The organism is Streptomyces sp. NPDC052721 (assembly GCF_040678315.1).
Classification (GTDB): domain Bacteria; phylum Actinomycetota; class Actinomycetes; order Streptomycetales; family Streptomycetaceae; genus Streptomyces.
This window is the reverse complement of sequence record NZ_JBFATL010000038.1, coordinates 65,031-89,420: the sequence shown is the minus strand read 5'-3', so window position 1 is coordinate 89,420 and position 24,390 is coordinate 65,031. Positions and strand designations below refer to the sequence as shown.

21 protein-coding genes are annotated in these 24,390 nt (G+C 72.8%); 14 read left to right on the top strand and 7 right to left on the bottom strand.

Annotation, left to right across the window (positions count from 1 at the left end; all coding sequences use genetic code 11):
• Positions 1–134: 134 nt before the first annotated feature.
• Positions 135–500, bottom strand: coding sequence for a DUF6479 family protein (locus AB0L21_RS29950; RefSeq protein WP_365702642.1), 366 nt, complete (start codon positions 498–500; stop codon positions 135–137).
• Positions 501–631: 131 nt separating this feature from the next.
• Between AB0L21_RS29950 and AB0L21_RS29945 the strand changes: the two genes are divergently transcribed.
• From AB0L21_RS29945 to AB0L21_RS29930, 4 genes are all read left to right on the top strand, one after another.
• The gene (locus tag AB0L21_RS29945) at positions 632–1,003 is read left to right on the top strand and encodes a ferredoxin (RefSeq protein ID WP_365787575.1); all 372 of its coding nucleotides are present in this window, start codon (positions 632–634) and stop codon (positions 1,001–1,003) included.
• Positions 1,004–1,117: 114 nt separating this feature from the next.
• On the top strand, positions 1,118–2,296 hold the full coding sequence (locus tag AB0L21_RS29940; protein ID WP_365787573.1) for an acyl-CoA dehydrogenase family protein: 1,179 nt from the start codon (positions 1,118–1,120) through the stop codon (positions 2,294–2,296).
• A gap of 180 nt (positions 2,297–2,476) precedes the next feature.
• Complete coding sequence (locus AB0L21_RS29935; RefSeq protein WP_365702862.1) at positions 2,477–3,274, top strand: oxygenase MpaB family protein; 798 nt, start codon at positions 2,477–2,479, stop codon at positions 3,272–3,274.
• 52 nt (positions 3,275–3,326) lie between these two features.
• On the top strand, positions 3,327–4,889 hold the full coding sequence (locus AB0L21_RS29930; RefSeq protein ID WP_365787571.1) for an NAD(P)/FAD-dependent oxidoreductase: 1,563 nt from the start codon (positions 3,327–3,329) through the stop codon (positions 4,887–4,889).
• A gap of 16 nt (positions 4,890–4,905) precedes the next feature.
• Here AB0L21_RS29930 and AB0L21_RS29925 read toward each other — a convergent pair whose 3' ends face one another.
• Positions 4,906–6,693, bottom strand: a complete 1,788-nt coding sequence (locus tag AB0L21_RS29925; RefSeq protein ID WP_365787569.1) for a serine hydrolase — start codon at positions 6,691–6,693, stop codon at positions 4,906–4,908.
• A gap of 164 nt (positions 6,694–6,857) precedes the next feature.
• Between AB0L21_RS29925 and AB0L21_RS29920 the strand changes: the two genes are divergently transcribed.
• The 3 genes from AB0L21_RS29920 (at position 6,858) to AB0L21_RS29910 (ending at position 11,224) form a co-directional block, all read left to right on the top strand.
• Positions 6,858–7,970 carry a nitronate monooxygenase family protein gene (locus AB0L21_RS29920; protein WP_365787568.1) on the top strand — a complete coding sequence of 371 codons (1,113 nt, stop codon included), beginning with the start codon at positions 6,858–6,860 and terminating at the stop codon, positions 7,968–7,970.
• Positions 7,967–9,526 (top strand): acyl-CoA synthetase, encoded by a 1,560-nt coding sequence (locus tag AB0L21_RS29915; protein ID WP_365702656.1) that lies wholly within the window; start codon positions 7,967–7,969, stop codon positions 9,524–9,526. Before AB0L21_RS29920 ends, AB0L21_RS29915 begins: the two co-directional genes overlap by 4 nt.
• A gap of 201 nt (positions 9,527–9,727) precedes the next feature.
• Positions 9,728–11,224 carry an acyl-CoA synthetase gene (locus AB0L21_RS29910; RefSeq protein WP_365787566.1) on the top strand — a complete coding sequence of 499 codons (1,497 nt, stop codon included), beginning with the start codon at positions 9,728–9,730 and terminating at the stop codon, positions 11,222–11,224.
• Positions 11,225–11,310: 86 nt separating this feature from the next.
• Here AB0L21_RS29910 and AB0L21_RS29905 read toward each other — a convergent pair whose 3' ends face one another.
• From AB0L21_RS29905 to paaK, 3 genes are all read right to left on the bottom strand, one after another.
• Entirely contained in the window at positions 11,311–12,192 is an 882-nt protein-coding gene (locus tag AB0L21_RS29905) for a TIGR03620 family F420-dependent LLM class oxidoreductase (protein WP_365702660.1), read from the bottom strand.
• 117 nt (positions 12,193–12,309) lie between these two features.
• Entirely contained in the window at positions 12,310–12,642 is a 333-nt protein-coding gene (locus tag AB0L21_RS29900; RefSeq protein WP_365787564.1) for a metalloregulator ArsR/SmtB family transcription factor, read from the bottom strand.
• A 173-nt stretch (positions 12,643–12,815) separates the two neighbouring features.
• A complete protein-coding gene (gene paaK, locus AB0L21_RS29895; RefSeq protein WP_365787562.1) occupies positions 12,816–14,120 on the bottom strand; it encodes a phenylacetate--CoA ligase PaaK in 1,305 nt (434 codons plus the stop codon).
• Positions 14,121–14,294: 174 nt separating this feature from the next.
• On the opposite strand from paaK, the gene AB0L21_RS29890 reads away from it, so the two are divergent.
• A complete protein-coding gene (locus AB0L21_RS29890; RefSeq protein ID WP_365787560.1) occupies positions 14,295–15,131 on the top strand; it encodes an alpha/beta hydrolase in 837 nt (278 codons plus the stop codon).
• Here the strand turns inward: AB0L21_RS29890 and AB0L21_RS29885 are convergent.
• Both AB0L21_RS29885 and AB0L21_RS29880 read right to left on the bottom strand, forming a co-directional pair.
• Entirely contained in the window at positions 15,100–16,752 is a 1,653-nt protein-coding gene (locus tag AB0L21_RS29885; protein WP_365787558.1) for a sulfatase, read from the bottom strand. The two genes, AB0L21_RS29890 and AB0L21_RS29885, sit on opposite strands and share 32 nt — an antisense overlap.
• Positions 16,753–17,015: 263 nt before the next feature.
• Entirely contained in the window at positions 17,016–18,635 is a 1,620-nt protein-coding gene (locus tag AB0L21_RS29880; RefSeq protein ID WP_365787556.1) for an acyl-CoA synthetase, read from the bottom strand.
• Positions 18,636–18,824: 189 nt separating this feature from the next.
• On the opposite strand from AB0L21_RS29880, the gene AB0L21_RS29875 reads away from it, so the two are divergent.
• The 6 genes from AB0L21_RS29875 (at position 18,825) to AB0L21_RS29850 (ending at position 24,280) form a co-directional block, all read left to right on the top strand.
• Entirely contained in the window at positions 18,825–19,625 is an 801-nt protein-coding gene (locus AB0L21_RS29875; protein ID WP_365787555.1) for a crotonase/enoyl-CoA hydratase family protein, read from the top strand.
• Positions 19,626–19,730: 105 nt separating this feature from the next.
• On the top strand, positions 19,731–20,672 hold the full coding sequence (locus AB0L21_RS29870) for an OB-fold domain-containing protein (protein ID WP_365787554.1): 942 nt from the start codon (positions 19,731–19,733) through the stop codon (positions 20,670–20,672).
• The gene (locus tag AB0L21_RS29865; RefSeq protein WP_365787552.1) at positions 20,669–21,739 is read left to right on the top strand and encodes a thiolase domain-containing protein; all 1,071 of its coding nucleotides are present in this window, start codon (positions 20,669–20,671) and stop codon (positions 21,737–21,739) included. The genes AB0L21_RS29870 and AB0L21_RS29865 overlap by 4 nt, the downstream gene beginning before the upstream one ends.
• Positions 21,736–22,902 carry a thiolase domain-containing protein gene (locus AB0L21_RS29860; RefSeq protein WP_365702676.1) on the top strand — a complete coding sequence of 389 codons (1,167 nt, stop codon included), beginning with the start codon at positions 21,736–21,738 and terminating at the stop codon, positions 22,900–22,902. Before AB0L21_RS29865 ends, AB0L21_RS29860 begins: the two co-directional genes overlap by 4 nt.
• 116 nt (positions 22,903–23,018) lie before the next feature.
• Positions 23,019–23,261: a DUF397 domain-containing protein gene (locus AB0L21_RS29855; RefSeq protein WP_365702678.1), complete on the top strand. Its 243-nt coding sequence runs from the start codon at positions 23,019–23,021 to the stop codon at positions 23,259–23,261.
• A 116-nt stretch (positions 23,262–23,377) separates the two neighbouring features.
• Positions 23,378–24,280 (top strand): universal stress protein, encoded by a 903-nt coding sequence (locus tag AB0L21_RS29850; protein ID WP_365787550.1) that lies wholly within the window; start codon positions 23,378–23,380, stop codon positions 24,278–24,280.
• The last annotated feature ends 110 nt before the right edge of the window (positions 24,281–24,390 follow it).

The following is a 24,390-nucleotide window of genomic DNA, read 5'->3' as shown; positions in this document are numbered from 1 at the left end:
GCCCTCGTACTGGATGTACTTGGGTCGGGGCCCGGTGCGGCGAGAGTGCGTGCATGGCGTCGCGCGGCAGACGGGAGTTCGACGACAGGGCCTAGGGGCGTACGGCGGTCCGGCGCGGGCCGGGGTGCCGGGGTTCAGTGGGCGCCGAGTCCGCCGCCGCCGAACGAGCCGCTGGAGCCCTTGCTCCAGCGGGGACGCTGCTTCGACGCGCTGGTCCGGGTGTCCATGTTGGTCAGCTCGTACGGGGTGAGGGGGCGGTCGCCCTTGGGGATCCGCGGTATCTCCGCGGACTCCCGGTTCTCCCGGACCTCGTGCACCGGTCCCTCCGGCGGCAGCTTGGGCTGTTCCTCGGGGCGGGGGCGCGGGGACTCGCGGTATCTGACGCGCGAGGTCATCCAGAAGCCGCCGGCGAGCAGCGCGAGTACGCCCACGGCCACGATGAACAGGAAGAGGCTCATCAGGCCGCTCGCCGCGGCCAGCTGCATCGATGCGGTGTTCATAGAACAGGGATACCCGGTCAGAATCGTACGAACCCGGACATTATGGGTTACAGCGGATGGCCGGGCGGTGCCCGCCTGCCCATCCGCGGGGACAGTGGTTTGTGGCCGCCCGCCCCGGCTACCCGCACGGTGTGACATCGCCGACTTCGCAGCAGCTCTACCGGTTCCTGGAGGACCGTTTCACCTGCGCCCAGGCGTGCACCGAGTGCGCCCGGGCCTGTGCCGTGCGCGCGAGCCTGGTCGACCCGGACGGGAGCGAGCGCCAGGAGCGGGCGCGCCGGCTGGGCATCATGTGCGCCGAGGTGTGCGACGCCACCTGCCGCGTGCTGTGCGAGGAGAACCGGCAGGACGAGGAGGCGATCCGGGTCCGGGTGGACTGGTGCCGCTCGGTCTGCCTGGAGTGCGCCCGCGCGTTCGACGAGCACCCCGGTGCCGAGTCCGCCGCGGCTGCCTGCCGGGCGTGCGCCGACGCCTGCGCGGACTTCCTGGAAACGCTCAGGTGAGTGCCTCCGGCCGTGTGTGCCTCCGAAACCGCGCGGGTACCGGCATTCCCAATTTCTGAAACACGTTCTACGGTGTGCGCCGTCAGGACCGCCCTTGGGGAGCCTGGAGGCGCCGTGCACCTCGACCACACGCCCGAGCAGCAGCGGCTGCGCACCGAACTGCGGGCCTACTTCGCCGAGCTGGTTCCGGACCACGCCTACGCCCGGTACGCCGACCCGGCCGCGCAGAAGCGGTTCTACCGCGACACCATCCGCCGGCTCGGCGCGGACGGCTGGCTCGGCGTCGGCTGGCCGGAGGAGTACGGCGGGCGCGGGATGACGGCGACGGAGCAGTTCATCTTCTTCGACGAGGCCGCGCAGGCCGGCGTACCCCTGCCGCTGATGGCGCTGAACACGGTCGGACCGACGATCATGCGGTACGGCACCGACGAGCAGAAGGCGTACTTCCTGCCGCGCATCCTCTCCGGAGAGATCGACTTCGCGATCGGCTACAGCGAGCCCGGCGCGGGCACGGATCTCGCGTCCCTGAAGACCCGCGCGGTCCGGGACGGCGACCAGTACGTCGTCAACGGCCAGAAGATCTGGACGACCAACGGCGACAGCGCCGACTGGGTGTGGCTGGCCGTGCGCACCGACCCCGAGGCCCCGCCGCACAAGGGCATCACCATGCTGCTGGTGCCGACCTCCGACCCCGGTTACTCCTGCACCCTCATCCGCACCCTCGCCTCCCACGACACCACCGCGAGCTACTACGAGAACGTCCGCGTCCCCGTCTCCCGCCGCGTCGGCGCCGAGAACGAGGGCTGGCGGCTGATCACCAACCAGCTCAACCACGAACGCGTCACCCTCGCCGCCCACGGCACCATGGCGATCCGCGCCCTGCACGACGTACAGCGCTGGGCGATGGAGACGAAGCTCGCCGACGGCCGCCGGGTCGCCGACCTGCCCTGGGTACGCCGCCTCCTCGCCCGCACCCACACCCGCCTCGACGCGCTCAGACTCCTCAACTGGCAGATGGTCACCGCCGTCCAGGACGGCACGCTCACCCCGCAGGACGCCTCCGCCGTCAAGGTCTACGGCTCCGAGGCCCGCCGGGACGCCTACGCCTGGCTCATGGAGATCGTCGCCGCGGCCGGACCCCTGAAGGAGGGCTCGGCGAGCACGGTCCTGCACGGCGAACTGGAACGCGGCTACCGCTCGGCGGTGATCTTCACCTTCGGCGGCGGCAACAACGAGATCCAGCGCGAAATCATCTCCTGGATCGGCCTGGGGATGCCCCGCGTACGGCGTTAGCCTGTCTGCCCGGCGCGGGACCCGGGCGATTAGGCTGCACGGAGGAAGCACGGTGTGACGCCCCGCGCGTCGGCACACGTGCGGGTCAGCGGCGGCAAGGGGTGACGTCCAGTGGCTGTGGGCACATCTGCGGGCGTGGGCGACCCCGGACTGTTCACCCCCGCCTCCGTGACCTGGCAGATGCACGGTGACCCCATGATGTGGGTCGCCGGGATCCGTGCGCTCTACCTCCAGGCGCTGCATCCGCGTGCGGTCCGGGGCGTCATGCAGAACTCCGACTTCCGGCGGGACGCCTGGGGGCGGCTGATGCGGACCGCGCACTTCGTCGGGACCACGACCTACGGCACGAGCGAGGCCGCCGAGCGGGCCGGGGCGCGGGTGCGGAAGATCCACAGCATGCTCACCGCGACCGACCCCGATACCGGCGAGCGGTACGGCGTCGACGAACCGGAGCTGCTGCTGTGGGTGCACTGCGCGGAGATCGACTCCTACCTGCACGTCCTGCGCCGCTCCGGCTTCCCGCTCACCGACGCCCAGGCCGACCGGTACATAGCCGAACACCGCGTCAGCGCCCGCCTGGTGGGGCTCGACCCGCAGACCGTGCCGGCGAGCCGGGCGGAGCTGGCCGCGTACTTCGAAGCGGTCCGTCCCGAGCTGACCGCCGGACCCGACGCACACGACGTGGACGACTTCCTGCTCCGGCCGCCGGCGCACCCCCTCCTCGTCCCGGCGCGCGAGCTGCTGTGGCGGCGGGTGGCACTGCTGGCGTACGCGGCCCTGCCGCCGTACGCCCATGAGCTGTACGGCAGGCCCGCCCCCGCGCCCGCCGCCGTCACCCGCCGGCTGCGCGTCACGGGCGCCCTGCTCCGCCGGATCCCCGCCCGGCTGCGCTGGCAGCTCCCGCCGAAGCACATCCTGCGCGCCATGGCGCGGCTCGGCCCGCAGGCGCGTCCGGCACCGCACAAAGTGAGGGGCTGATCCGGCCCCGGCCCCTCTGGCCGTCGTGGATCACCGCGTGCTACGAAGAACCATGTCCGCGAACGAGGGAACCCGCGCGTACGACGCCGTCATCGTCGGCGCAGGCCACAACGGCCTGGTCGCCGCCGCCTACCTGGCCCGGGCCGGCCGCTCGGTGCTGGTGCTGGAACGCCTGGACCACACCGGCGGCGCGGCCGTCTCCACCCGCCCGTTCGCAGGGGTCGACGCCCGCCTGTCGCGCTACTCCTACCTGGTCAGCCTGCTGCCGGAGAAGATCGTGCGCGACCTCGGGCTGGACTTCCGCGTCCGCTCCCGAACCATCTCGTCGTACACCCCGGCGGAGCGCGCGGGACGGCCCACCGGCCTCCTCGTCGGAGGCGGCGAGCAGCGCACCCGGGAGGCGTTCGCCCGGCTGACCGGCGGCGACCGCGAGTACGAGGCCTGGCAGCGCTTCTACGGCATGACGGGCCACGTCGCCCAGCGCGTCTTCCCGACGCTCACCGAACCGCTGCCCACCCGCGACGACCTGCGCCGCCGCATCGACGACGAGGCAGCCTGGCGCGCCCTGTTCGAGGAGCCGGTCGGCGTCGCCATCGAGCAGACCTTCACCGACGACCTGGTCCGGGGCGTCGTCCTCACCGACGCGCTCATCGGCACCTTCGCCGACGCCCACGACCCCACCCTCGTCCAGAACCGCTGTCTCCTCTACCACGTCATCGGCGGCGGAACCGGCGCCTGGGACGTGCCCGTCGGCGGCATGGGCGCGCTGACCGACGCGCTGGCCGCCGCGGCGCGCGCGGCGGGCGCGCGCATCGCCACCGGGCACGAGGCGGTCCGGATCGACACGGACGGGAAGACCGCCGAGGTCGTCTACCGCACCGCCGACGGCGAGGGCACCGCCGCCGCCCGGCACGTCCTGGTGAACGCCTCCCCGCACGAACTGGCCGTCCTCACCGGCGGCCCGGCGCCCGAACCCGTCGAGGGGGCCCAGCTCAAGGTCAACATGCTGCTCACCCGGCTGCCCCGGCTGCGTGACCCCGACGCCGACCCGCGGGAGGCGTTCGCCGGCACCTTCCACATCGCCGAGGGCTACGCACAACTGGCCACCGCCCACGCCCAGGCCGCCGCCGGCGAACTCCCCGCCGCCCCGCCCTCGGAGATCTACTGCCACTCCCTGACCGACCCCACCATCCTCGGCGCCGGCCTCGCCGAGCGCGGCTACCAGACCCTCACCCTGTTCGGCCTGCACGCCCCGGCCCGGCTCTTCGACCGGGACAACGACGCCGTACGCGAGGAACTGCTGAAGTCCACCCTCGCCCAGCTCGACGCCCACCTCGCCGAACCCCTCGCGGACTGCCTGGCCACCGACGCCGACGGCCGCCCCTGCATCGAGGCGAAGACCCCGCTCGACCTCGAACGGGACCTGCGGCTGCCCGGCGGCAACATCTTCCACCGGGCCCTGTCCTGGCCGTACGCCCAGCAGGACAGCGGCCGTTGGGGTGTGGAGACGCGGCACCCCAACGTGCTGCTGTGCGGGGCGGGCGCGGTGCGCGGGGGCGGGGTCAGCGGGGTGCCGGGGCACAACGCGGCCATGGCGGTGCTGGAGCGGCACTGACCACGCGGGCGCGGGCTCAGTCGGCCGAGCCCTGCCATCCCACCGCCGCGATCCGTGCCGCGTCCGCCGGGCGTGCCCCGTCGAACAGCACCGTCCCGCCCGCTTCGACGCGCAGCGCGTCGACGTAGGCGCCGCGGCCGACGTACCGGGCGTCCGTGGTGTACCGCCAGCGCAGGGCCAGCCGGGGGTCGGCCGGCAGGACCGCGGTCACCCGGTGCCAGACGCGGCCCGACCAGCCGGTGACCGTGCCCGCCGGGTGCTCCTCGGGGTCGCTGCCGTGGCGGGTGGTGGTGAAGGGAACCGGGTGCCAGGTGGCGCCGCCGTCCGTGGTGGATTCCAGGGCGACCAGGTCGGAGCGGGGTTCGGTGTCCCACCACAGGGTGCAGCGCAGCCGGGCCGCGCCGCAGGAGGTGTCCAGCGCCGGCAGGGTGAGCGTCGCGGCCGTGGCGTTCGCCATGCCGGAGAACCAGGCCGTACGGCCGCTCGCCGGGCGGACCGGCACCGCGCGGGCGAGGTGGTTGCCGGCGGCGACCCGGGGCGCAGAACCGGACCGCCAGGTGCGCACCGGGTGCACGGAGTTGCCGAGGACGACCAGGAAGGAGTCGGTCGTGGGGTCGAGCACGAGCGAGGTGCCGGTGAAGCCGGTGTGCCCCGCGGTGCGCGGGGTGGCCATCGCCCCCATGTACCAGTGCTGGTACAGCTCGAAGCCGAGGCCGTGCTCGTCGCCGGGGAAGGCGGTGTTGAAGTCGGTGAACATCAGGTCCACCGACTCGGGCCGCAGGATGCGGGCCCGGCCGTAGCAGCCGCCGTTGAGCAGCGTGCGGCCGAGGACCGCGAGGTCCCACGCGCTCGCGAACACGCCCGCGTGACCGGCCACGCCGCCCAGGCTGTACGCGTTCTCGTCGTGCACCTCGCCCCACACCAGCCCGCGGTCCAGCCCGGACCAGGGCTTGCGCGCGTCCTCGGTCGCCGCGATCCGCGGCTTCCAGGAGGCGGGCGGGTTGTAGCGGGTGCTGTCGAGGCCGAGCGGTCCGGTGATCTCGTCGCGCAGCAGTACGTCGAGCGTGCGGCCGGTGATCTTCTCCAGGACGAGCTGGAGGGAGATCAAGTTCAGGTCCGAGTACAGGTAGGCGGTGCCCGGCGGATTGAGGGGTGCCTCGTCCCAGATGAGCTGGAGTTTCTCCTCGTACGTCGGCGCGTTGTACAGCGGCAGCCACGCGCGGAAGCCCGAGGTGTGGGTGAGGAGCTGACGGATCGTCACCACCTGCTTCCCGGCGCGTCCGAACTCCGGGAGGTACGAGGCGACCGTCCCCTCCAGGGCCAGCGTGCCCCGCTCGATCTGCTGCACGGCGAGGAGCGAGGTGAACAGCTTGGAGACGGAGGCCAGGTCGAACACGGTGTCCCGGGTCGTCGGGAGCTGCTGTCCGGGCGGCAGTTCGACGCCGGTGTCGCTCTTCTCGTCGTAGCGGGCGTAGCGCACCGCCATGCCGATCGGCTCGTGCAGCGCCACGGTACCGCCGCGCCCGGCGAGCAGCACGGCGCCCGCGTACCAGGGGTGCCGGGGGGAGGGGGTGAGGAACGCCTCGGCGTCCGTGACGAGTCGCCGCAGGTGCGCGGCGAGCAGCCCGGCGCGTTCGGGGGAGCCGTGGCGCAGGGTGGGGTGGCGGCCGAAGGCGGGTGCGGCGGCGGCCGGGCCCGCCGGGAGCGCGCCGAGGGCGAGTGCGCCGCCCGCCGCGAGGGTGCCCGCGACGAGCCGGCGGCGGGTCGGTCCGCTCGCTCGTCTTCCTGCCACGTCGTCCGTCATGCTGCGGCCTCCCGCGTGAAAGTATCTTTCGGCGCCTGCCTTGCACCGTGAAACTTTCCTGTCAGGAAGGGAGTGTGTCAACGGGGCGCGTGACCTTCCGATAAATCTGACGGTGTATCAGAAAAGCTCTTCCTTCGTCCGGTCGGCTGCGGCATCCTGCGCCCATGCAGACGGAGCTGAGCAGGAAACTGGGAATCGAGCACGCCGTCTTCGGCTTCACACCGTTCCCCGCCGTCGCCGCGGCCATCAGCCGGGCCGGCGGCTTCGGCGTGCTCGGCGCGGTCCGCTACACCGCCCCCGACGACCTCAAACGCGACCTCGACTGGCTCGACGCCCACGCCGGGGGCCGGCCCTACGGGCTGGACGTGGTCATGCCCGCGAAGAAGGTCGAGGGCGTCACGGAAGCAGACGTCGAGGCGATGATCCCCGAGGAACACCGGCGGTTCGTGCGGGACACCCTCGCCGCGCACGGCGTCCCCGAACTCGCCGAGGGCGAGGTGTCCGGCTGGCGCATCACCGGCTGGATGGAGCAGGTCGCCCGCACCCAGCTCGACGTCGCCTTCGACTACCCGATCGGGCTGCTGGCCAACGCCCTCGGCTCCCCGCCCGCCGACGTCGTCGCGCGTGCCCACGACCGCGACGTCCTGGTCGCCGCGCTCGCCGGGAGCGCCCGGCACGCCCGCAAGCACCGGGAAGCCGGCATCGACATCGTCGTGGCCCAGGGCTACGAGGCCGGCGGCCACACCGGGGAGATCGCCACCATGGTGCTCACCCCTGAGATCGTGGAGGCCGTCGACCCGCTGCCCGTCCTGGCCGCGGGCGGCATCGGCAGCGGACCACAGGTGGCCGCCGCGCTCACCCTCGGCGCCCAAGGTGTATGGCTGGGCTCCCTATGGCTGACCACCACAGAAGCCGACCTCCACTCGCCCGCCCTGACCCGCAAACTGCTCGCCGCCGGGTCCGGGGACACCGTCCGCTCCCGCGCCCTGACCGGGAAACCCGCACGCCAGCTCCGCACCGAGTGGACCGACGCCTGGGACGACCCGGCCGGACCCGGCACCCTGCCCATGCCCCTGCAGGGTCTGCTGGTCGCCGAGGCCGTCTCCCGCATCCAGAAGTACGAGGTCGAGCCCCTGCTCGGCACCCCGGTCGGCCAGATCGTCGGCCGGATGACCGCCGGACGCAGCGTCCAGGCCGTCTTCGACGACCTCACCCGAGGCTTCGAGAAGGCCGTGGACCGCATCAACCGCATCGCCGGAAGGAGCGGCCAGTCGTGAGCGCACCTGCCAGCACACCCCCCGGTTTCTGGGCCCAGGCCGCCCAGGACCCCGGCCGTACGGTCATGATCGCGCCGGACGGCGAGGAGTGGACGGCCGGACGGCTGCACGCCGCCGCGAACCGTCTCGTCCACGGCCTGCGCGCCGCCGGCCTGCGGCGCGGGGACGCCTTCGCGGTCGTCCTGCCCAACGGCCCCGAGTTCTTCACCGCGTACCTCGCCGCCAGCCAGGCCGGTCTCTACCTCGTCCCCGTCAACCACCACTTCGTGGGCCCGGAAATCGCCTGGATCGCCGCCGACTCCGGAGCCAAGGTGCTCCTCGCCCACGAGCGGTTCGCCGGCCCGGCCCGCCGGGCGGCCGACGAGGCCGGGCTCCCGCCGAGCCACCGGTACTCCGTCGGCACGGTCGAGGGCTTCCGGCCGTACGCCGAACTCCTCGACGGACAGCCCGAGTCGGCGCCCGAGGACCGCGAGCTGGGCTGGGTCATGAACTACACCTCGGGCACCACCGGCCGCCCGCGCGGCATCCGCCGCCCGCTGCCCGGCAAGCGCCCCGAGGAGGCCTACCTCGGCGGCTTCCTCGGCATCTTCGGCATCCAGCCGTACGACGACAACGTCCACCTCGTCTGCTCGCCGCTGTACCACACCGCCGTCCTCCAGTTCGCGGGCGCCTCCCTGCACATCGGCCACCGCCTGGTGCTGATGGACAAGTGGACACCCGAGGAGATGCTCCGCCTCATCGACGCGCACAAGTGCACGCACACCCATATGGTCCCGACCCAGTTCCACCGGCTGCTGGCCCTCCCGGACGACGTCAAGGCCCGCTACGACGTCTCGTCCATGCGGCACGCCATCCACGGGGCAGCCCCCTGCCCCGACCATGTGAAGCGGGCGATGATCGACTGGTGGGGGAACTGTGTGGAGGAGTACTACGCCGCCAGCGAGGGCGGCGGTGCCTTCGCCACCGCCGAGGACTGGCTGAAGAAACCCGGCACCGTCGGCAAGGCCTGGCCCATCAGCGAACTCGCGGTCTTCGACGAGGACGGCGAGCGGCTGCCGCCCGGCGAACTCGGCACCGTCTACCTGAAGATGAACACGGGCGGCTTCTCGTACCACAAGGACGAGGCCAAGACGCGGAAGAACCGCATCGGCGACTTCTTCACCGTCGGCGACCTCGGCTACCTGGACGAGGACGGCTACCTCTTCCTCCGCGACCGCAAGATCGACATGATCATCTCCGGCGGGGTGAACATCTACCCGGCCGAGATCGAGTCCGCCCTGCTCGCCCATCCCGCCGTCGCCGACGCCGCCGTCTTCGGCATCCCGCACGACGACTGGGGCGAGCAGGTCAAGGCCGTGGTCGAACCGGCCCCGGGCCATGAACCGGGCCCGGAACTGGCCGCCGCGCTCCTCGACCACTGCGCCGGGCGACTCGCCGGCTACAAACGGCCCCGGAGCGTCGACTTCATCGCCGAGATGCCCCGCGACCCCAACGGCAAGCTGTACAAGCGGCGGCTGCGGGACCCCTACTGGGAGGGACGCACACGCCCCGTATGAGACCAGTGTGGTCCCGCCCCATGGGGGACGGGACCAGAGACGGGACCGCGGGACGGGACCGGTCCGCTCGGCCGCTGCGGCCGGAGCGTGGCCGCCCTCCCAACGTCGCGGAGGAAAGGAGCGGTTGGACTCCCCACCGGTATGTGTCCGGGCCGCCCGGGTGCTTGACCCGCTCCGGCGACGGACCCAGGATCATGAGTCATGACGCAGGGACAGGGCAGCACGGTCGACGGGGTGCTGCGGCGCAGCGCCCGACGCACCCCGGCACGGGCCGCGGTCGAGTACGCCGACCGTGCCTGGACGTACGAGCAACTGGACGAGGCCGTCTCCCGAGCGGCGGGCGTGCTGCTCGGCCAGGGCCTCACCCGCGGCGACCGGGTCGGCTCCTACGGCCACAACTCGGACGCCTACCTGATCGGCTTCCTGGCCTGCGCCCGCGCCGGTCTCGTGCACGTGCCGGTCAACCACAGCCTCACCGGCGACGACCTCGCGTACATCGTCCGCCAGTCCGGCAGCTCCCTCATCCTCACCGACCCCCACCTCGCGGACCGGCTCCCCGGCGACGTCCGCACGCTGCCCCTGCGCGACACCGACGACTCGCTCCTGGCGCGCCTGGCGACCACACCCCCGTACGACGGCCCGGAGCCGCGCAGCGAGGACCTGGTGCAGCTCCTGTACACCTCGGGCACCACCGCCCTGCCCAAGGGCGCGATGATGACGCACCGCGCCCTGGTCCACGAGTACCTGAGCGCGATCACCGCCCTCGACCTCAGCGCCGGGGACCGCCCCGCGCACTCCCTGCCGCTGTACCACTCCGCGCAGCTGCACGTCTTCCTGCTGCCCTACCTGGCGGTCGGCGCGACCAACCTGATCCTCGACGCGCCCGACGGGGACCGGCTGTTCGACCTGATCGAAGCGGGGCGCGTGGACAGCCTGTTCGCCCCGCCGACGGTCTGGATCGGCCTGGCGGGCCGCCCGGACTTCACGACCCGGGACCTGTCCGGACTGCGCAAGGCGTACTACGGCGCGTCGGTCATGCCGGTGCCGGTCCTGGAGCGTCTGCGCGAGCGGCTGCCGGAGCTCGGCTTCTACAACTGCTTCGGCCAGAGCGAGATCGGCCCGCTGGCCACCGTCCTCGCGCCCGACGAACACCAGGGCCGGATGGACTCCTGCGGCCGTCCCGTCCTGTTCGTCGACGCCCGCGTGGTCGACGAGGACGGCAAGGACGTCCCCGCCGGCACGCCCGGCGAAATCGTCTACCGCTCACCGCAGTTGTGCGAGGGCTACTGGGACAAGCCCGAGGAGACCGCCGAGGCCTTCCGCGACGGCTGGTTCCACTCCGGGGACCTCGCGGTGCGGGACGCCGAGGGCTACTTCACCATCGTGGACCGGGTGAAGGACGTCATCAACTCCGGTGGCGTACTGGTGGCTTCGCGCCAGGTCGAGGACGCCCTGTACACCCACGAGGCGGTCGCCGAGGCCGCCGTGATCGGCCTGCCCGACGAGCGGTGGATCGAGGCCGTCACGGCGGTCGTCGTCCCGCGCGGCGAGGTGACGGAGGAGGAGCTGATCGCGCATGTGAAGGCGAGGCTCGCGCCGTTCAAGGCGCCCAAACGGGTGCTGTTCGTGGCGGAGTTGCCGCGCAACGCGAGCGGCAAGATCCTCAAGCGGGAGCTGCGCGACCGCTTCGGCGGCTAGCCGGGGCGTACGGCGGCCCGGGTGTACGGCGCTCGGGCCTGGGCGCACGGCGCTCCGCCGGGGTGTACCGCGACCGAGCTGGTCGCTCATCGGCCGGCCGGGTCCTTCGCCGGCGGCAGCGCGTCGGCCAGCGACCGCCAGTGCGCAAGCGCCGACTCGCCCGGCCGTACGCCGATCACCTGTACGGCCACATGGTCGGCGCCCGCGTCGACGTGGCCGCGCAGCTTCCCCACGACGGTGTCCGGGTCGCCCCAGAACACCAGGTCGTCCACGAAGCGGTCGCTGCCGCCGCCGGAGAGGTCGTCCTCGGTGTAGCCGAGCCGGCGGAACTTGGCGAGGTTGTACGGCGTCCGCAGGTAACCGCGCAGGTGCTCGCGCGCGAGGCCGCGGGCCCGGACCGGGTCGGTCTCGAACAGCACGGCGTGCTCGACGGCGAGGAACGCGTCCGGGCCGAGGATCTCCCGGGCCTGTGCGGTGTGGGCCGTGTTCACGTGGTAGGTGTGGGCGCCGGCGGCACGGTCGCGGGCCAGCTGGAGCATCTTCGGACCGTACGCGGCCAGCAGCCGCCGGGCCGGGGTCTCCGGGCGGGGGTTCGGCGTCTCCAGGGTGTCCAGCTCGTCCAGGTACGCGGACATGGCGGCCAGCGGCCTGACCCCCGGCCGGGGTTCACCGCCGAAGCCCAGGCCGAGTACGTGCCGGCCCGGGTAGGCGTCCGCCAGCAGCAGGGCGGCGCCGTGCGTCCAGCGGGCCTCGCGGGACCAGATCCGGGCGATGCCGTTGACGACGGTCAGCCGCCGGGTGGCGGAGAGCAGCAGGCCGGCGTGTGTGAACGCGTCCCGGCCGAGCGCCTCGGGGATCCACAGTGCCCGCCAGCCCATGTCCTCCAGCTGCTGGACGGAGTCCCGGATCCGCGCGGCCGGCTGGTGCTCGAAGTCGAAGGTGTAGATCCCGAACGTGCCGAGGTCCATGGGTGCGCTCCCTCGCAGGACAGACGTCGTTTCGTCGATTCGGAATATCGCAGATTTTCGATATGACGCGCAAGGGGGAGCGCCGGCGGTGGAACGCCGGCGGTGGGCCGGTGGCGGCTAGAGGGTCTGTCCCAGCTCCGCGACGAGGTCGGCGATACGCCGCTCGTCCCGCTTGTAGTGGGTCCACTTGCCGACCCGGGTCGCCCGGACCAGACCCGCGCGCTGGAGTTCCGCCATGTAGGCCGACACGGTGGACTGGGCCAGCCCCGCCTTCGCCTGGATGTGGCTCACGCACACACCCATCTCGGCGGGATCGGCGATGGCCGCCTCCATCGGAAAGTGCCGCTCGGGTTCGCGCAGCCATCGCAGCATCTGGAGGCGCATCGGGTTGGACAGTGCCCGCAGCGCGTTGACCAGGTCCGGGTCCGGGGTGGGGGCGGTGTCCGTCATGGCTCCGGAGTATAGGCCGCCCGGCGACGTTTCGAGGTACGTCGATACGACCGCGCGGAGCGGCTGCCCCGCGCGGTCGGGGCTTCCCCTGCGGCCGGGGCCCCGCAGTCGACGCTGTCCCGCGCCGGCCGGCGCCGTTGCGCGTGCTCCGGGCCGTCCCGTGCGCCGGTTCCCTATCCGGCGTCGCGCGGACGCAGGTCCACGATCCGGCGGATCTTGCCCACCGAGCGCTCCAGTGACTCGGGCTCCACGATCTCCACGCCGACCGACACCCCGATGCCGTCCTTGACCGCCGCGACGATGGCCCGGGCCGCCGCCTCCCGCACCTGCGGCGGTGCGTCCGGGCGGGCCTCGGCCCGCACGGTCAGCGCGTCCATGCGGCCCTCGCGGGTGAGACGCAACTGGAAGTGCGGCGCCACACCGGGCGTGCGCAGCACGATCTCCTCGATCTGGGTCGGGAACAGATTGACCCCGCGCAGGATCACCATGTCGTCACTGCGCCCGGTGATCTTCTCCATCCGCCGGAACGCCCGGGCCGTGCCGGGCAGCAGCCGTGTCAGGTCCCGCGTCCGGTACCGGACGATCGGCATGGCCTCCTTGGTCAGCGAGGTGAACACCAGCTCGCCCCGCTCGCCCTCCGGCAGCACCTCACCCGTGATCGGATCCACGACTTCCGGGTAGAAGTGGTCCTCCCACACATGGAGGCCGTCCTTGGTCTCCGCGCACTCCTGGGCGACGCCGGGGCCGATCACCTCGGAGAGTCCGTAGATGTCGACGGCGTCGATCGCGAACCGCTCCTCGATCTCCCGCCGCATCTGTTCGGTCCAGGGCTCGGCCCCGAAGACGCCCACCCGCAGTGAGGTGGTGCGCGGGTCCACGCCCTGCCGTTCGAACTCGTCCAGCAGGGTGAGCATGTAGGAAGGGGTCACCATGATGACGGACGGTTCCAGGTCCTGGATCAGCTGCACCTGCCGGGCCGTCATGCCGCCGGACGCGGGGACGACCGTACAGCCCAGGCGCTCGGCGCCGTAGTGGGCGCCGAGACCCCCGGTGAACAGCCCATAGCCGTACGCCACATGGACGACATCGCCCGGCCGGCCGCCGGCCGCCCTGATCGAACGCGCCACCATGTCGGCCCACATGGAAAGGTCGTTGTCCGTGTAGCCGACGACCGTGGGGCGTCCCGTGGTGCCGCTGGAGGCGTGCAGCCGGCGGATCTTCTCCCGGGGCACGGCGAACATGCCGTACGGGTAGTTCTCCCGGAGGTCCGCCTTGGTCGTGAAGGGGAAGCGCGCGAGGTCGGCGAGCGTGCGGCAGTTCTCCGGGCGGACGCCGGCCTTGTCGAAGGACTCGCGGTAGAACGGCACGTTCTCGTACGCGTGCCGCAGCGACGCGCGCAGCCGCTCCAGCTGGAGCGCCCGCAGCTCCTCGGGCCCGAGCCGTTCGCCCGCGTCGAGCAGGTCCGTCACATCCGCCATCGCGACGTCTCCCTCACCAGCAGCGTCATCTCACCGACCGATCATTCGGTCGATGTGTTCCGGGTCAGTAAATGCAGGTCACGAACCCCGAGGCAAGAGGGCGGTGAAGATTTTCCGCGCGGGGCGCCCCCCATGCGTTGCGGTCGAGCGGTGTGCCCCACCATGATCAGCGGCATGCCGACCTTCACCGCGTCCGACGGAACCCGGATCGCCTACCACCTGCGGGGGGAAGGGGAGCCGCTCGCCGTGGTGCCCGGCGGGCCCATGCGGGCCTCCGAGTATCTCGGGCAGCTGGGCGGGCTGACCGCGCACCGCCGGCTGGCCCTGCTCGACCTGCGGGGGACCGGTGACTCGGCGGCGCCCGCGGACCCGGCGACGTACCGCTGCGACCGGATGGTCGAGGACCTGGAGGTATGGCGGGACCACATGGGTCTGGAACACATGGATCTCCTCGCCCACTCGGCGGGTGCCGCCCTGGCGATGCTCTACGCGGCCCGCCACCCGCAGCGGATACGACGGCTGGTGCTGATCACCCCCAACCCGTCCGCCCTGGGACTGCGGGCCGTGCCCGAGGACCGGCTGGCCGCGGCCCGGCTGCGTGAGGGCGAGCCGTGGTTCGGGCGGGCGTTCCCCGCCTTCCGTGCCTGGCTCACGGGCGAGGCGGACTTCCACGACGCGTTCCTGCCGTTCTTCTACGGCCGCTGGGACGACGCCGCCCGGGCCCACACGGACGCCGAGCTGCGACAGACCAACGAGGAGGCCGGCGAGCGCTACTTCGCCGAAGGCGCCTTCACCCCGGACGCGACCCGGAAGGCCCTCGCCGCACTGACCGCGCCGGTCCTCGTGTACGCGGGCGCACTCGACGGCTGGCCGAGCCCCGCCGTCGCCCGCCGCACCGCCGAGGCCTTCCCGCACGCCGAGTGCGCCGTCCAGCCCGGCGCCGCGCACTACCCCTGGCTGGACGACCCGGAGCGGTTCGTCAGCCGGACGCTCGCCTTCCTCGACCGGTGACGGGTGGGCGGGGAGGTCGGCCCGGCTGGGGGCCGTACGCCCTCAGGAACCGGTCCCGGAACGCGTCCATCCGCCAGACGGGGGCGTCCGCGGCCGGCTTCAGGCCCTCGGTCCAGCCCCAGCCGGAGATCCGCGCCAGCACCTCGGGGTCGTGGGCGACGATCGTGACCGGCACGTCCTTGCCGGGGCTGCCCTCGGTGACCGCCGGCACGGGCTGGTGGTCACCGAGGAAGACCAGGACGGTGTCCTCGTCGCCGTAGCGCCGGAGGAATCCGAACAGGCTGCGCAGCGAGTAGGCGATGGCGTCCCGGTATCCGGCGCGCACGCTCTCCGGGTGCCGCCAGACCTCCTCGGCATCCGTGCCGTACTTCCGGACGCGGTGGAAGACCGAGCCGTCGCCCAGGCTGCGCCAGTCGGTCATGCGGGGCACGGGCGCCCACGGGTGATGGCTGGAGGTGAGGATGATCTCCGCCATCAGCGGACCCCGGCCGCGCCGCCCGGACTCCAGCCGCCGGAACGCCTCCAGGGCGAACTGGTCCGGCACCTGCGACCAGCCGAAGCCGGGGCCGCGGTAGCCGAGACGGGCGCGGTCGTAGACGTGGTCCAGGCCGAAGAACCGGCCCTCCGGCCAGGCCCGGTCCACCCCGGGCGCGATGCCCACCGTCCGCCAGGCGCCGGCCGCGCGGAAGGCACCGGTGAGGGTGGTCCGGTCGCTGGAGGTCAGGGTGCGGAACCGCTGCTCGTTGCTGATCCACAGCCCGGACAGGAAGGTCGCGTGGGCCAGCCAGCTGCCGCCGCCCGTGACCGGCGAGCGCAGCCAGCCGCTGCGCGCCGCGAAGCCGGACGCCCGGAGAGCGGCGGTGTTCTCCTTCAGCACCGCGCCGATCCGCGGGCCCATCGCCGGGTCCTCGATCGCCGTACGGCCGTAGCTCTCGACGAAGGTGAACAACACGTCCTTGCCGCGCAGCCCGGTGAGCAGCCGGCCGGGCGGAGTGTGCGCGAAGGCGTCGTGGGCGGCCTGGCGCCGGAAGGCCCCCGCGTCCGCGAGGGACGTACGCGACTGCTGGACGCGCTCGCCGACCAGGTCCGCGTCGATGGCGGCGGCCACGGGGACCCCGCCGGTGCGCAGGCCGAGCGTGACGCAGAGGAGCCAGGCGGCGGCCAGCGCCAGGGTGACGCGGACCGCGCGCGGCCGGTGACGGGTCATCACGGCCGTGAGCCGGAGCGCCGCGAGCGTCGTCAGGGTGAGGACGGCGAGTGCGAGGACGAGGGCCCCGGTGATGGCGAGCAGCTCGCTGGTCCGCCCGGACGTCGCCCGCAGGTAGTCCGCCGCGTTGCCCAGCAGACCCCAGTCCAGCACCGGGTCGAACGGGCGGAGCAGCACCGTGCGGAAGCCCATGTCGACACCCTTGAGCAGGGCGAGCAGCCCGGTGAGGAAGCCGCCGGCCACGGCGGCGGCCCGCTTCGCCCGGGGCGGCAGCGCGAGGAGCGGGGCGGCGAGGAGAACGCCCTCCACGGGCAGGCGCAGGAACGCGCCCGGGGTGAGGCGGTCCAGCTGGTCCGGCAGCAGCAGCGCGCCCAGGAGGAGGGCGGCGGCGAGAACGCTCACGCCTACGGTCACGCACCGCGCCACGCGGGGATGCCGACGGCGGAACCGGCCGGGCTGCCCGGAATCCGTCGCCTTGCGCGGGTCGGAACCCCCGGCCGTCGCGTGGCCGGTTTCCGTCACCGCCGTACCGTCCGGCAGCCGGCCAGGCGTGAGGTGAGACACCCGAAGGTCCTTCCGTGCGGGCCCCGAAGTCGTCACTGTCTGTCAGTGGACAGCTGGGCCGGGCACCCAGAGTAATCCTCGGGTGCGGTCCCGGCGGCGCGGGACACCCCGGGCTACGGGTGCTCCGCCGCCACCGCCACCTGTCGCGCCCACCGGTAGTCCGCCTTGCCGCTCGGCGACCGCTGGATGGCGTCCGTGATGACCAGCTGGCGGGGGACCTTGTAACCGGCCAGACGGGTACGGCAGTGGCTCTGGATGTCGGCCAGCGAGGGGCGCGGCGCCCCCGCGCGCAGCTGCACCACGGCCGCCACATGGTTGCCCCACCTGGCGTCCGGCACGCCGGCGACCAGCGCGTCGTACACATCCGGATGCGCCTTGAGCGCCTGCTCGACCTCCTCCGGGTACACCTTCTCGCCCCCGGTGTTGATGCACTGGGAGCCCCGGCCCAGGACGGTGACCACGCCGTCCGTGTCGACCGTCGCCATGTCTCCGAGCAGCACCCAGCGCCGCCCGTCCTTCTCGAAGAACGTCTCGGCGGTCTTCGCCGGGTCGTTGTAGTAGCCGAGCGGTACGTGACCGCACTGCGCCACCCGGCCCACCTCGCCCGGCGCGACCGGCTCGAACGTCGCCGGATCCACGACCCGGGTACGGGAGTTGACCCGGATGCGGAATCCGCGCTCGGGCCCCGCGTCCTCGGTCGCGGTGCCGTTGAAGCCCGACTCGGAGGAGCCGAAGTTGTTCAGCAGCATCGCGTGCGGGACCAGCTCGTGGAACTGCCGGCGCACCGTCTCCGACATGATCGCGCCCGACGAGGAGACGCTGAACAGGGCCGAGCAGTCGGTTCCCTTCAGGGGACCGCCGAGCGCGTCGATCAGCGGCCGGAGCATCGCGTCCCCGACCAGGGACATGCTGGTTACCTTCTCCCGCTCGACGGTCCGCAGCACCTCCTCCGGTACGAACTTGCGGTGCAGCACCACGCGTTGGCCGAAGTTGAAACCGATGAACGCGGTGAGCGTCGAGGTGCCGTGCATCAGCGGGGGAGTGGGGAAGAAGGTGATCCCGGCGCCGCCCGCGGCCACCCGCCGGGCCAGCTCCTCCGGGGCCTCGACCGGCTCCCCGGTCGGCGCGCCGCCGCCCAATCCGGCGAAGAAAAGGTCCTCCTGACGCCACATCACACCCTTGGGCATGCCCGTCGTGCCGCCGGTGTAGATGATGAACTGGTCGTCCCCGGAGCGCGCGGGGAAGCCCCGGCCGGGCGACCCGGCGGTCTCCGCGTCGGCGAACGGCACCGCCCCGGGCGCCGCCTCCGCGGCCGGTGCGCCCACCCGCAGCAGATGCCGCAGCTTCGGCGCCCGCGGCAGTGCCCCCGCCACCCGGTCCTCGAACTCCGCGTCGAAGACCAGCGCCACGAGGTCGGCGTCCCGGTAGAGGTACACCAACTCCTCTTCCACGTAGCGGTAGTTGACGTTGACCGGGACGATCCTGGCCTTCAGGCAGCCCAGCACCGTCTGGAGGTACTCGACACCGTTGTACAGGTGCAGGCCGAGGTGTTCGCCGGGCTGTATGCCGTGGTCGACCAGGTGGTGCGCGACGCGGTTGGCGGCGGCGTCCAGCTCCGCGTAGGTCAGCCGGCGCTCCGCGCCCGTGCCGGGATGGTCGAGGTACACGAGCGCCTCGCGGTCCGGGACCACGTCGACGACCGACTCGAACAGGTCGGCAAGGTTGTACTCCACCGCTTCCTCCTGACCCCGGCAGCGCTGGCGAAGAGAGGCGCATCCGTCGGTTCGCCGGTCATCAGAGCAAAGGGCGCGGCAACTGTGAAGGGCCCGCGCCGAAGAAATCTGACTGTCTGTCAGAAAACCCTTGAAGTGGCCCCTCGCCTCCTGCAACCTGTTCTCGTTCTGACCGAGGGGAGATGGCCCATGGATGGGACGGAACACCTCACCGTGCAGCGCGAGGGCGCCACACTGGTGCTCACGCTCAACCGGCCCGACGCCAGGAACGCGCTCTCACTGGCGATGCTCGTCGGCCTGTACGACGGCTGGATCGAGGCCGACGCGGACGACTCCGTCCGCTCGATCGTGCTCACCGGCGCCGGCGGCTCCTTCTGCGCCGGCATGGACCTCAAGGCGCTCGCCGGCGACCGCATGCGGGGAGAGGAGCACCGCGACCGGCTCAAGGCCGATCCCGACCTGCACTGGAAGGCGATGCTGCGCCACCACCGCCCCCGCAAACCCGTGATCGCCGCCGTCGAGGGCCACTGTGTCGCGGGCGGTACCGAGATCCTCCAGGGCACCGACATCAGGGTCGCGGGCGAGTCCGCGACCTTCGGCCTGTACGAGGTGAGACGCGGCCTCTTCCCGATCGGCGGCTCCACCGTCCGCCTCCAGCGGCAGATCCCGCGCACCCACGCCCTGGAGATGCTGCTCACCGGGCGCCCCTACAGCGCCCGGGAAGCCGCCGGCATCGGCCTGATCGGACATGTCGTCCCCGACGGCACCGCCCTCGCCAAGGCCCTGGAGATCGCCGAACAGGTCAACGCCTGCGGCCCGCTCGCCGTCGAAGCCGTCAAGGCGTCCGTGTACGAGACCGCCGAGATGACCGAGACCGACGGCCTCGCAGCCGAACTCGCCCGTGGCCGGCCGGTCTTCGACACCGCCGACGCCAAGGAGGGCGCCCGCGCCTTCGCGGAGAAACGGCCCCCCGTCTACAAGCGCGCGTGACGCCCCGCCGGGGGTTGGCGGACGCCGTTCGCACCCCTGCCCGACCCTGCTCAGTCGGCTCCCGCACCGTCCACGCGCGCCGGTCCCCGAAGGAGGCAAGCACCGATGCCAGAAGTCCTCTCCGCCCCACTCGTCGTCGAGTTCCCCTTCACCCGCTCCCTCGGCCCCGTCCAGAGCGCCTTCCTCACCGGCCTACGCGAACGCGTCGTCCTGGGCGTGCGCACCACCGACGGCCGCACCCTGGTCCCGCCCGTCGAGTACGACCCCGTCACCGCCGAGGAGATCCACGATCTGGTGGAGGTCGCCCCCACCGGCACGGTCACCACCTGGGCCTGGAACCACGCCCCCCGCCGCGGCCAGCCCCTCGCCACACCCTTCGCCTGGGTCCTGGTCCGGCTCGACGGCGCCGACACCGCCCTGCTGCACGCGCTCGACGCCCCCGGTCCCGACGCGGTCCGCACCGGCATGCGGGTCCGCGTCCGCTGGGCCGGGGAACGCACCGGCGCCATCACCGACATCGCCTGCTTCGAGCCGTACGACGGAAAGCCCGCCGAACCCGGCGGTCACAGCGGCGTGTTCGAGAACCCGCTCACCGGCATCGTCGCCCCCGCCCGCCTGGACTACACCTACTCACCCGGCCGCGCCCAGTCCGCCTACATCGACGCCCTCTCCGCGCGGCGCACCGTCGGCGAGCGCTGCCCGTCCTGCCGCAAGGTGTACGTCCCGCCGAGGGGTGCCTGCCCCACATGCGGGGTCGCCACAGCCGAACAGGTCGAAGTGGGTCCCCGCGGCACAGTCACCACCTTCTGCATCGTCAACATCAAGGCCAAGAACCTCGACATCGAGGTCCCGTACGTCTACGCCCACATCGCCCTGGACGGCGCCGACCTCGCCCTGCACGCCCGCATCGGCGGCATCCCCTACGACCAGGTCCGCATGGGCCTGCGCGTGGAACCGGTGTGGACCGAGGGCGCCCGCTACCCCGACCACTACCGGCCCACCGGCGAACCCGACGCGGCCTACGAGACGTACAAGGAGCTGCTGTGACCAGCGAGCAAGCCCCCGGCCCCCGGGACATCGCCGTCGTCGCCTTCGCGCAGACCGACCACCGGCGCTCCACCCAGGAGTCCTCCGAGGTCGAGATGCTCATGCCGGTCCTGCACGACGTCCTGGCACAGACCGGCCTGAGGACCGCCGACATCGGTTTCACCTGCTCCGGCTCCAGCGACTACCTCGCCGGCCGCGCCTTCTCCTTCACCCTCGCCCTCGACGGCGTCGGCGCCTGGCCGCCGATCTCCGAGTCGCACGTCGAGATGGACGGCGCCTGGGCCCTGTACGAGGCCTGGACCAAACTGCTCACCGGAGACGCCGACACCGCGCTCGTCTACTCCTACGGCAAGTGCTCGCCCGGCTCCGTCCGCGACGTCCTCACCCGCCAGCTCGACCCCTACTACGTCGCCCCCCTGTGGCCCGACGCCATAGCCCTCGCCGCCCTCCAGGCGCAGGCACTCATAGACGCCGGACACACCGACGAACCCGCGCTCGCAGCCGTCGGCGCCCGCAGCCGCTCCGACGCCACCGCCAACCCCCACGCCCAGCTCACCGGCCCCGTACCGCAAGGCGACTACGTGGTGCGGCCGCTGCGCACCGGCGACTGCCCGCCCATCGGTGACGGCGCCGCCGCCGTGATCCTCGCGGCGGGGGAGCGGGCCCGTCAGCTGTGCGAGCGGCCCGCCTGGATCCGGGGCATCGACCACCGCGTCGAGGCCCACGGCCTGGGCGTGCGCGACCTCACCGACTCGACCTCCACCCGGCTCGCCGCCGAGAACGCGGGAGCCTTCGAACGGCCCGTCGACACCGCCGAACTGCACGCGCCGTTCAGCTCGCAGGAGGTGATCCTGCGCCGGGCCCTCCGCCTCGACGACAGCGTGCGCGTCAACCCCTCCGGCGGCGCCCTCGCCGCCAACCCCGTCATGGCCGCCGGACTCATCCGCATCGGCGAGGCCGCCGCCCGCATCCACCGCGGCGCCTGTGACCGCGCCCTCGCCCACGCCACCTCCGGACCCTGCCTCCAGCAGAACCTGGTCGCCGTACTCGAAGGGGATCCACGATGAGCAAGGAACCCGTGGCCGTCGTCGGGATCGGCCAGACCAGGCACGTCGCCGCACGCCGGGACGTGTCGATCGCCGGCCTCGTCCGCGAGGCCGCCCGGCGCGCCCTGCAAGACGCCGAGTTGACGTGGGCCGACATCGACGCCGTCGTCATCGGCAAGGCACCCGACTTCTTCGAGGGCGTGATGATGCCCGAGCTGTACCTCGCCGACGCGCTCGGCGCGGTCGGCAAACCCCTGCTGCGGGTGCACACGGCGGGCTCCGTCGGCGGCTCCACCGCGCTCGTCGCCGCGAATCTGGTCGCCGCCCGCGTCCACGGAACGGTCCTCACCCTCGCCTTCGAAAAACAGTCCGAGTCCAACGCCATGTGGGGCCTGTCCCTGCCCATCCCCTTCCAGCAGCCCCTGCTCGCCGGAGCCGGCGGCTTCTTCGCCCCCCATGTGCGCGCCTACATGCGGCGCAGCGGCGCGCCCGGCACCATCGGCGCCCTCGTGGCCTACAAGGACCGGCGCAACGCCCTGAAGAACCCCTACGCCCACCTCCACGAACACGACATCACCCTGGAAAAGGTGGTGGCGTCACCCATGTTGTGGGACCCCATTCGCTACTCCGAGACCTGCCCGTCCTCCGACGGCGCCTGCGCCATGGTCCTGACCGACCGCGCCGGGGCGGCCCGCGCCCCCGGGCCGGCCGCCTGGCTGCTCGGCGGCGCCATGCGCAGCGAGCCCACCCTGTTCGCCGGGAAGGACTTCGTCTCCCCGCGGGCCGGCCAGGAGTGCGCCGCCGACGTCTACCGGCAGGCCGGCATCGCCGACCCGCGCCGGGACATCGACGCCGCCGAACTGTACGTGCCGTTCTCGTGGTACGAGCCCATGTGGCTGGAGAACCTGGGCTTCGCCGCGGAGGGCGAGGGCTGGAAGCTCACCGAGTCCGGCGCGACCGAGCTCGACGGGGACCTGCCCGTCAACATGTCGGGCGGCGTGCTGTCCACCAACCCCATCGGCGCCTCCGGCATGATCCGCTTCGCCGAGGCCGCACTCCAGGTGCGCGGCCAGGCCGGAGAACACCAGGTGGACGGCGCCCGCAGGGTGCTCGGGCACGCGTACGGCGGCGGCTCCCAGTTCTTCTCGATGTGGCTCGTGGGCGCCGAGCCCCCCGACTCCTGACACTCCCGACGGAGCGACCGGCCGGCCTGCCGGAGGGTTCTCCCCGCGTGCCCTGTCCGCCGTAGCGACCGGTCGCTAGGCTGACCCGCGGACGACGAACCGGGAGGAGCAGGGACGTGGCCGAGAGCACCATCCAGCAGCAGCCGCTCGCGGGCTGGGACAAGCCGGAGCTGGACCTCAGCAAGGCCGAGTGGCAGTCCAGCAGCCGCGGTCTGGGCGATGTCCAGATCGCCTTTGTCGAGGGCTTCGTCGCGATGCGCAACAGCGGCCGGCCGGAGAGCCCTTCCCTGATCTTCACCCCCGCGGAATGGGGCGCCTTCGTCTCCGGCGCGCGGGAGGGCGAGTTCGACCTCACCTGAACCGGGGGTGTTCCGCCCGGATTTCCGGACACGCGACCGGCAGCGCCCTGCCGGGGCCGGACCTGAGCCAGGCTGGCCCCAGCAAGGGAAGGTCGTGTTCCGGAGGTGAGGTAAGGATGAACGCTGCGCCGGTCATCGCCGCGGTCGACGGTTCCGCGGACAGCCTGCGCGCCCTGGACTGGGCCCTGGACGCCGCCCGCCGCCGCGCGGCACCGCTGCGCGTGGTGCACGTACGGCAGTACGCCGCCTGGGGTCAGGCCGACGTGCTGGTCGCCGGGCCGCCCGAGGCTGAGGGCGATCCGGTGCTCGACGAGGTGCGCGGCCGGCTCGCGGAACACGCCGGACCACCGGCCGTGGAATACCTCGCCCTGGAGGGCGTACCGGGTGCCGTCCTGCCCGAACTGGGCAGCGACGCCCAGCTGTTGGTGCTCGGCTCCCGCGGGCGCGGCGGCTTCGCCAGCCTGCTGCTCGGCTCCAACGGCCTCGCCGCCGCCCGGGACGCCGAGTGCCCGGTGGTCGTCGTACCCCGGCCGGGCCGGGAGGTGCACGGGGAGGGACCGGCCGAGCCCGGGCCGCGGGTCGTCGTCGGCCTGCACGTCGACAGCCCCGACGAGTCCGTCCTCGCCTTCGCGTTCGCCGAGGCCGCCCTGCGCGACGCCCGGCTCCAGGTGATCGCCGCCTACCCGTGGCCGGTGCAGACCTGGTCGGCGCCCGGCCAACTGGTGCCACCCCTGATCGACCAGGACGCCGTGCAGAACGAGACCCGCACCCTCGCCGAGGGCTTCCTCGCTCCGCACCGCGAGCGGCATCCCGAGGTACGCGCCGACGCCGAGGCACTGCCCGGCGACGCGGCCGGCCACCTCGTCGCGGCCTCGAAGGACGCCGAGCTGGTCGTCGTCGGCCGCCACCGGCGGCGGCTGCTCGCCCCGGCCCGCATGATGGGCTCGGTCACCCAGGCCGTGCTTCTGCACGCGGCGAGCCCGGTCGCGGTGGTGCCGCCGGCTCCACCACAGGAGTGACTGCTGGCCGAGGAGCGCCGACAGGGGAGTGCGGCCGGGGAGCGAGGCCGGCAGAGTGCGGTCGGCTCAGTGATGCCGGCGGAGTGATGCCAGGGTGACGTAGGCGTAGC

Bases quoted from the DNA above. Each gene is read 5' to 3' on its own strand.
- AB0L21_RS29950 (WP_365702642.1), bottom strand. From the start codon at position 500: ATGAACACCGCATCGATGCAGCTGGCCGCGGCGAGCGGCCTGATGAGC.
- AB0L21_RS29935 (WP_365702862.1), top strand. From the start codon at position 2,477: ATGCACGGTGACCCCATGATGTGGGTCGCCGGGATCCGTGCGCTCTAC.
- AB0L21_RS29930 (WP_365787571.1), top strand. From the start codon at position 3,327: ATGTCCGCGAACGAGGGAACCCGCGCGTACGACGCCGTCATCGTCGGC.
- AB0L21_RS29925 (WP_365787569.1), bottom strand. From the start codon at position 6,693: ATGACGGACGACGTGGCAGGAAGACGAGCGAGCGGACCGACCCGCCGC.
- AB0L21_RS29920 (WP_365787568.1), top strand. From the start codon at position 6,858: ATGCAGACGGAGCTGAGCAGGAAACTGGGAATCGAGCACGCCGTCTTC.
- AB0L21_RS29910 (WP_365787566.1), top strand. From the start codon at position 9,728: ATGACGCAGGGACAGGGCAGCACGGTCGACGGGGTGCTGCGGCGCAGC.
- AB0L21_RS29905 (WP_365702660.1), bottom strand. From the start codon at position 12,192: ATGGACCTCGGCACGTTCGGGATCTACACCTTCGACTTCGAGCACCAG.
- AB0L21_RS29900 (WP_365787564.1), bottom strand. From the start codon at position 12,642: ATGACGGACACCGCCCCCACCCCGGACCCGGACCTGGTCAACGCGCTG.
- paaK (WP_365787562.1), bottom strand. From the start codon at position 14,120: ATGGCGGATGTGACGGACCTGCTCGACGCGGGCGAACGGCTCGGGCCC.
- AB0L21_RS29890 (WP_365787560.1), top strand. From the start codon at position 14,295: ATGCCGACCTTCACCGCGTCCGACGGAACCCGGATCGCCTACCACCTG.
- AB0L21_RS29875 (WP_365787555.1), top strand. From the start codon at position 18,825: ATGGATGGGACGGAACACCTCACCGTGCAGCGCGAGGGCGCCACACTG.
- AB0L21_RS29870 (WP_365787554.1), top strand. From the start codon at position 19,731: ATGCCAGAAGTCCTCTCCGCCCCACTCGTCGTCGAGTTCCCCTTCACC.
- AB0L21_RS29860 (WP_365702676.1), top strand. From the start codon at position 21,736: ATGAGCAAGGAACCCGTGGCCGTCGTCGGGATCGGCCAGACCAGGCAC.
- AB0L21_RS29850 (WP_365787550.1), top strand. From the start codon at position 23,378: ATGAACGCTGCGCCGGTCATCGCCGCGGTCGACGGTTCCGCGGACAGC.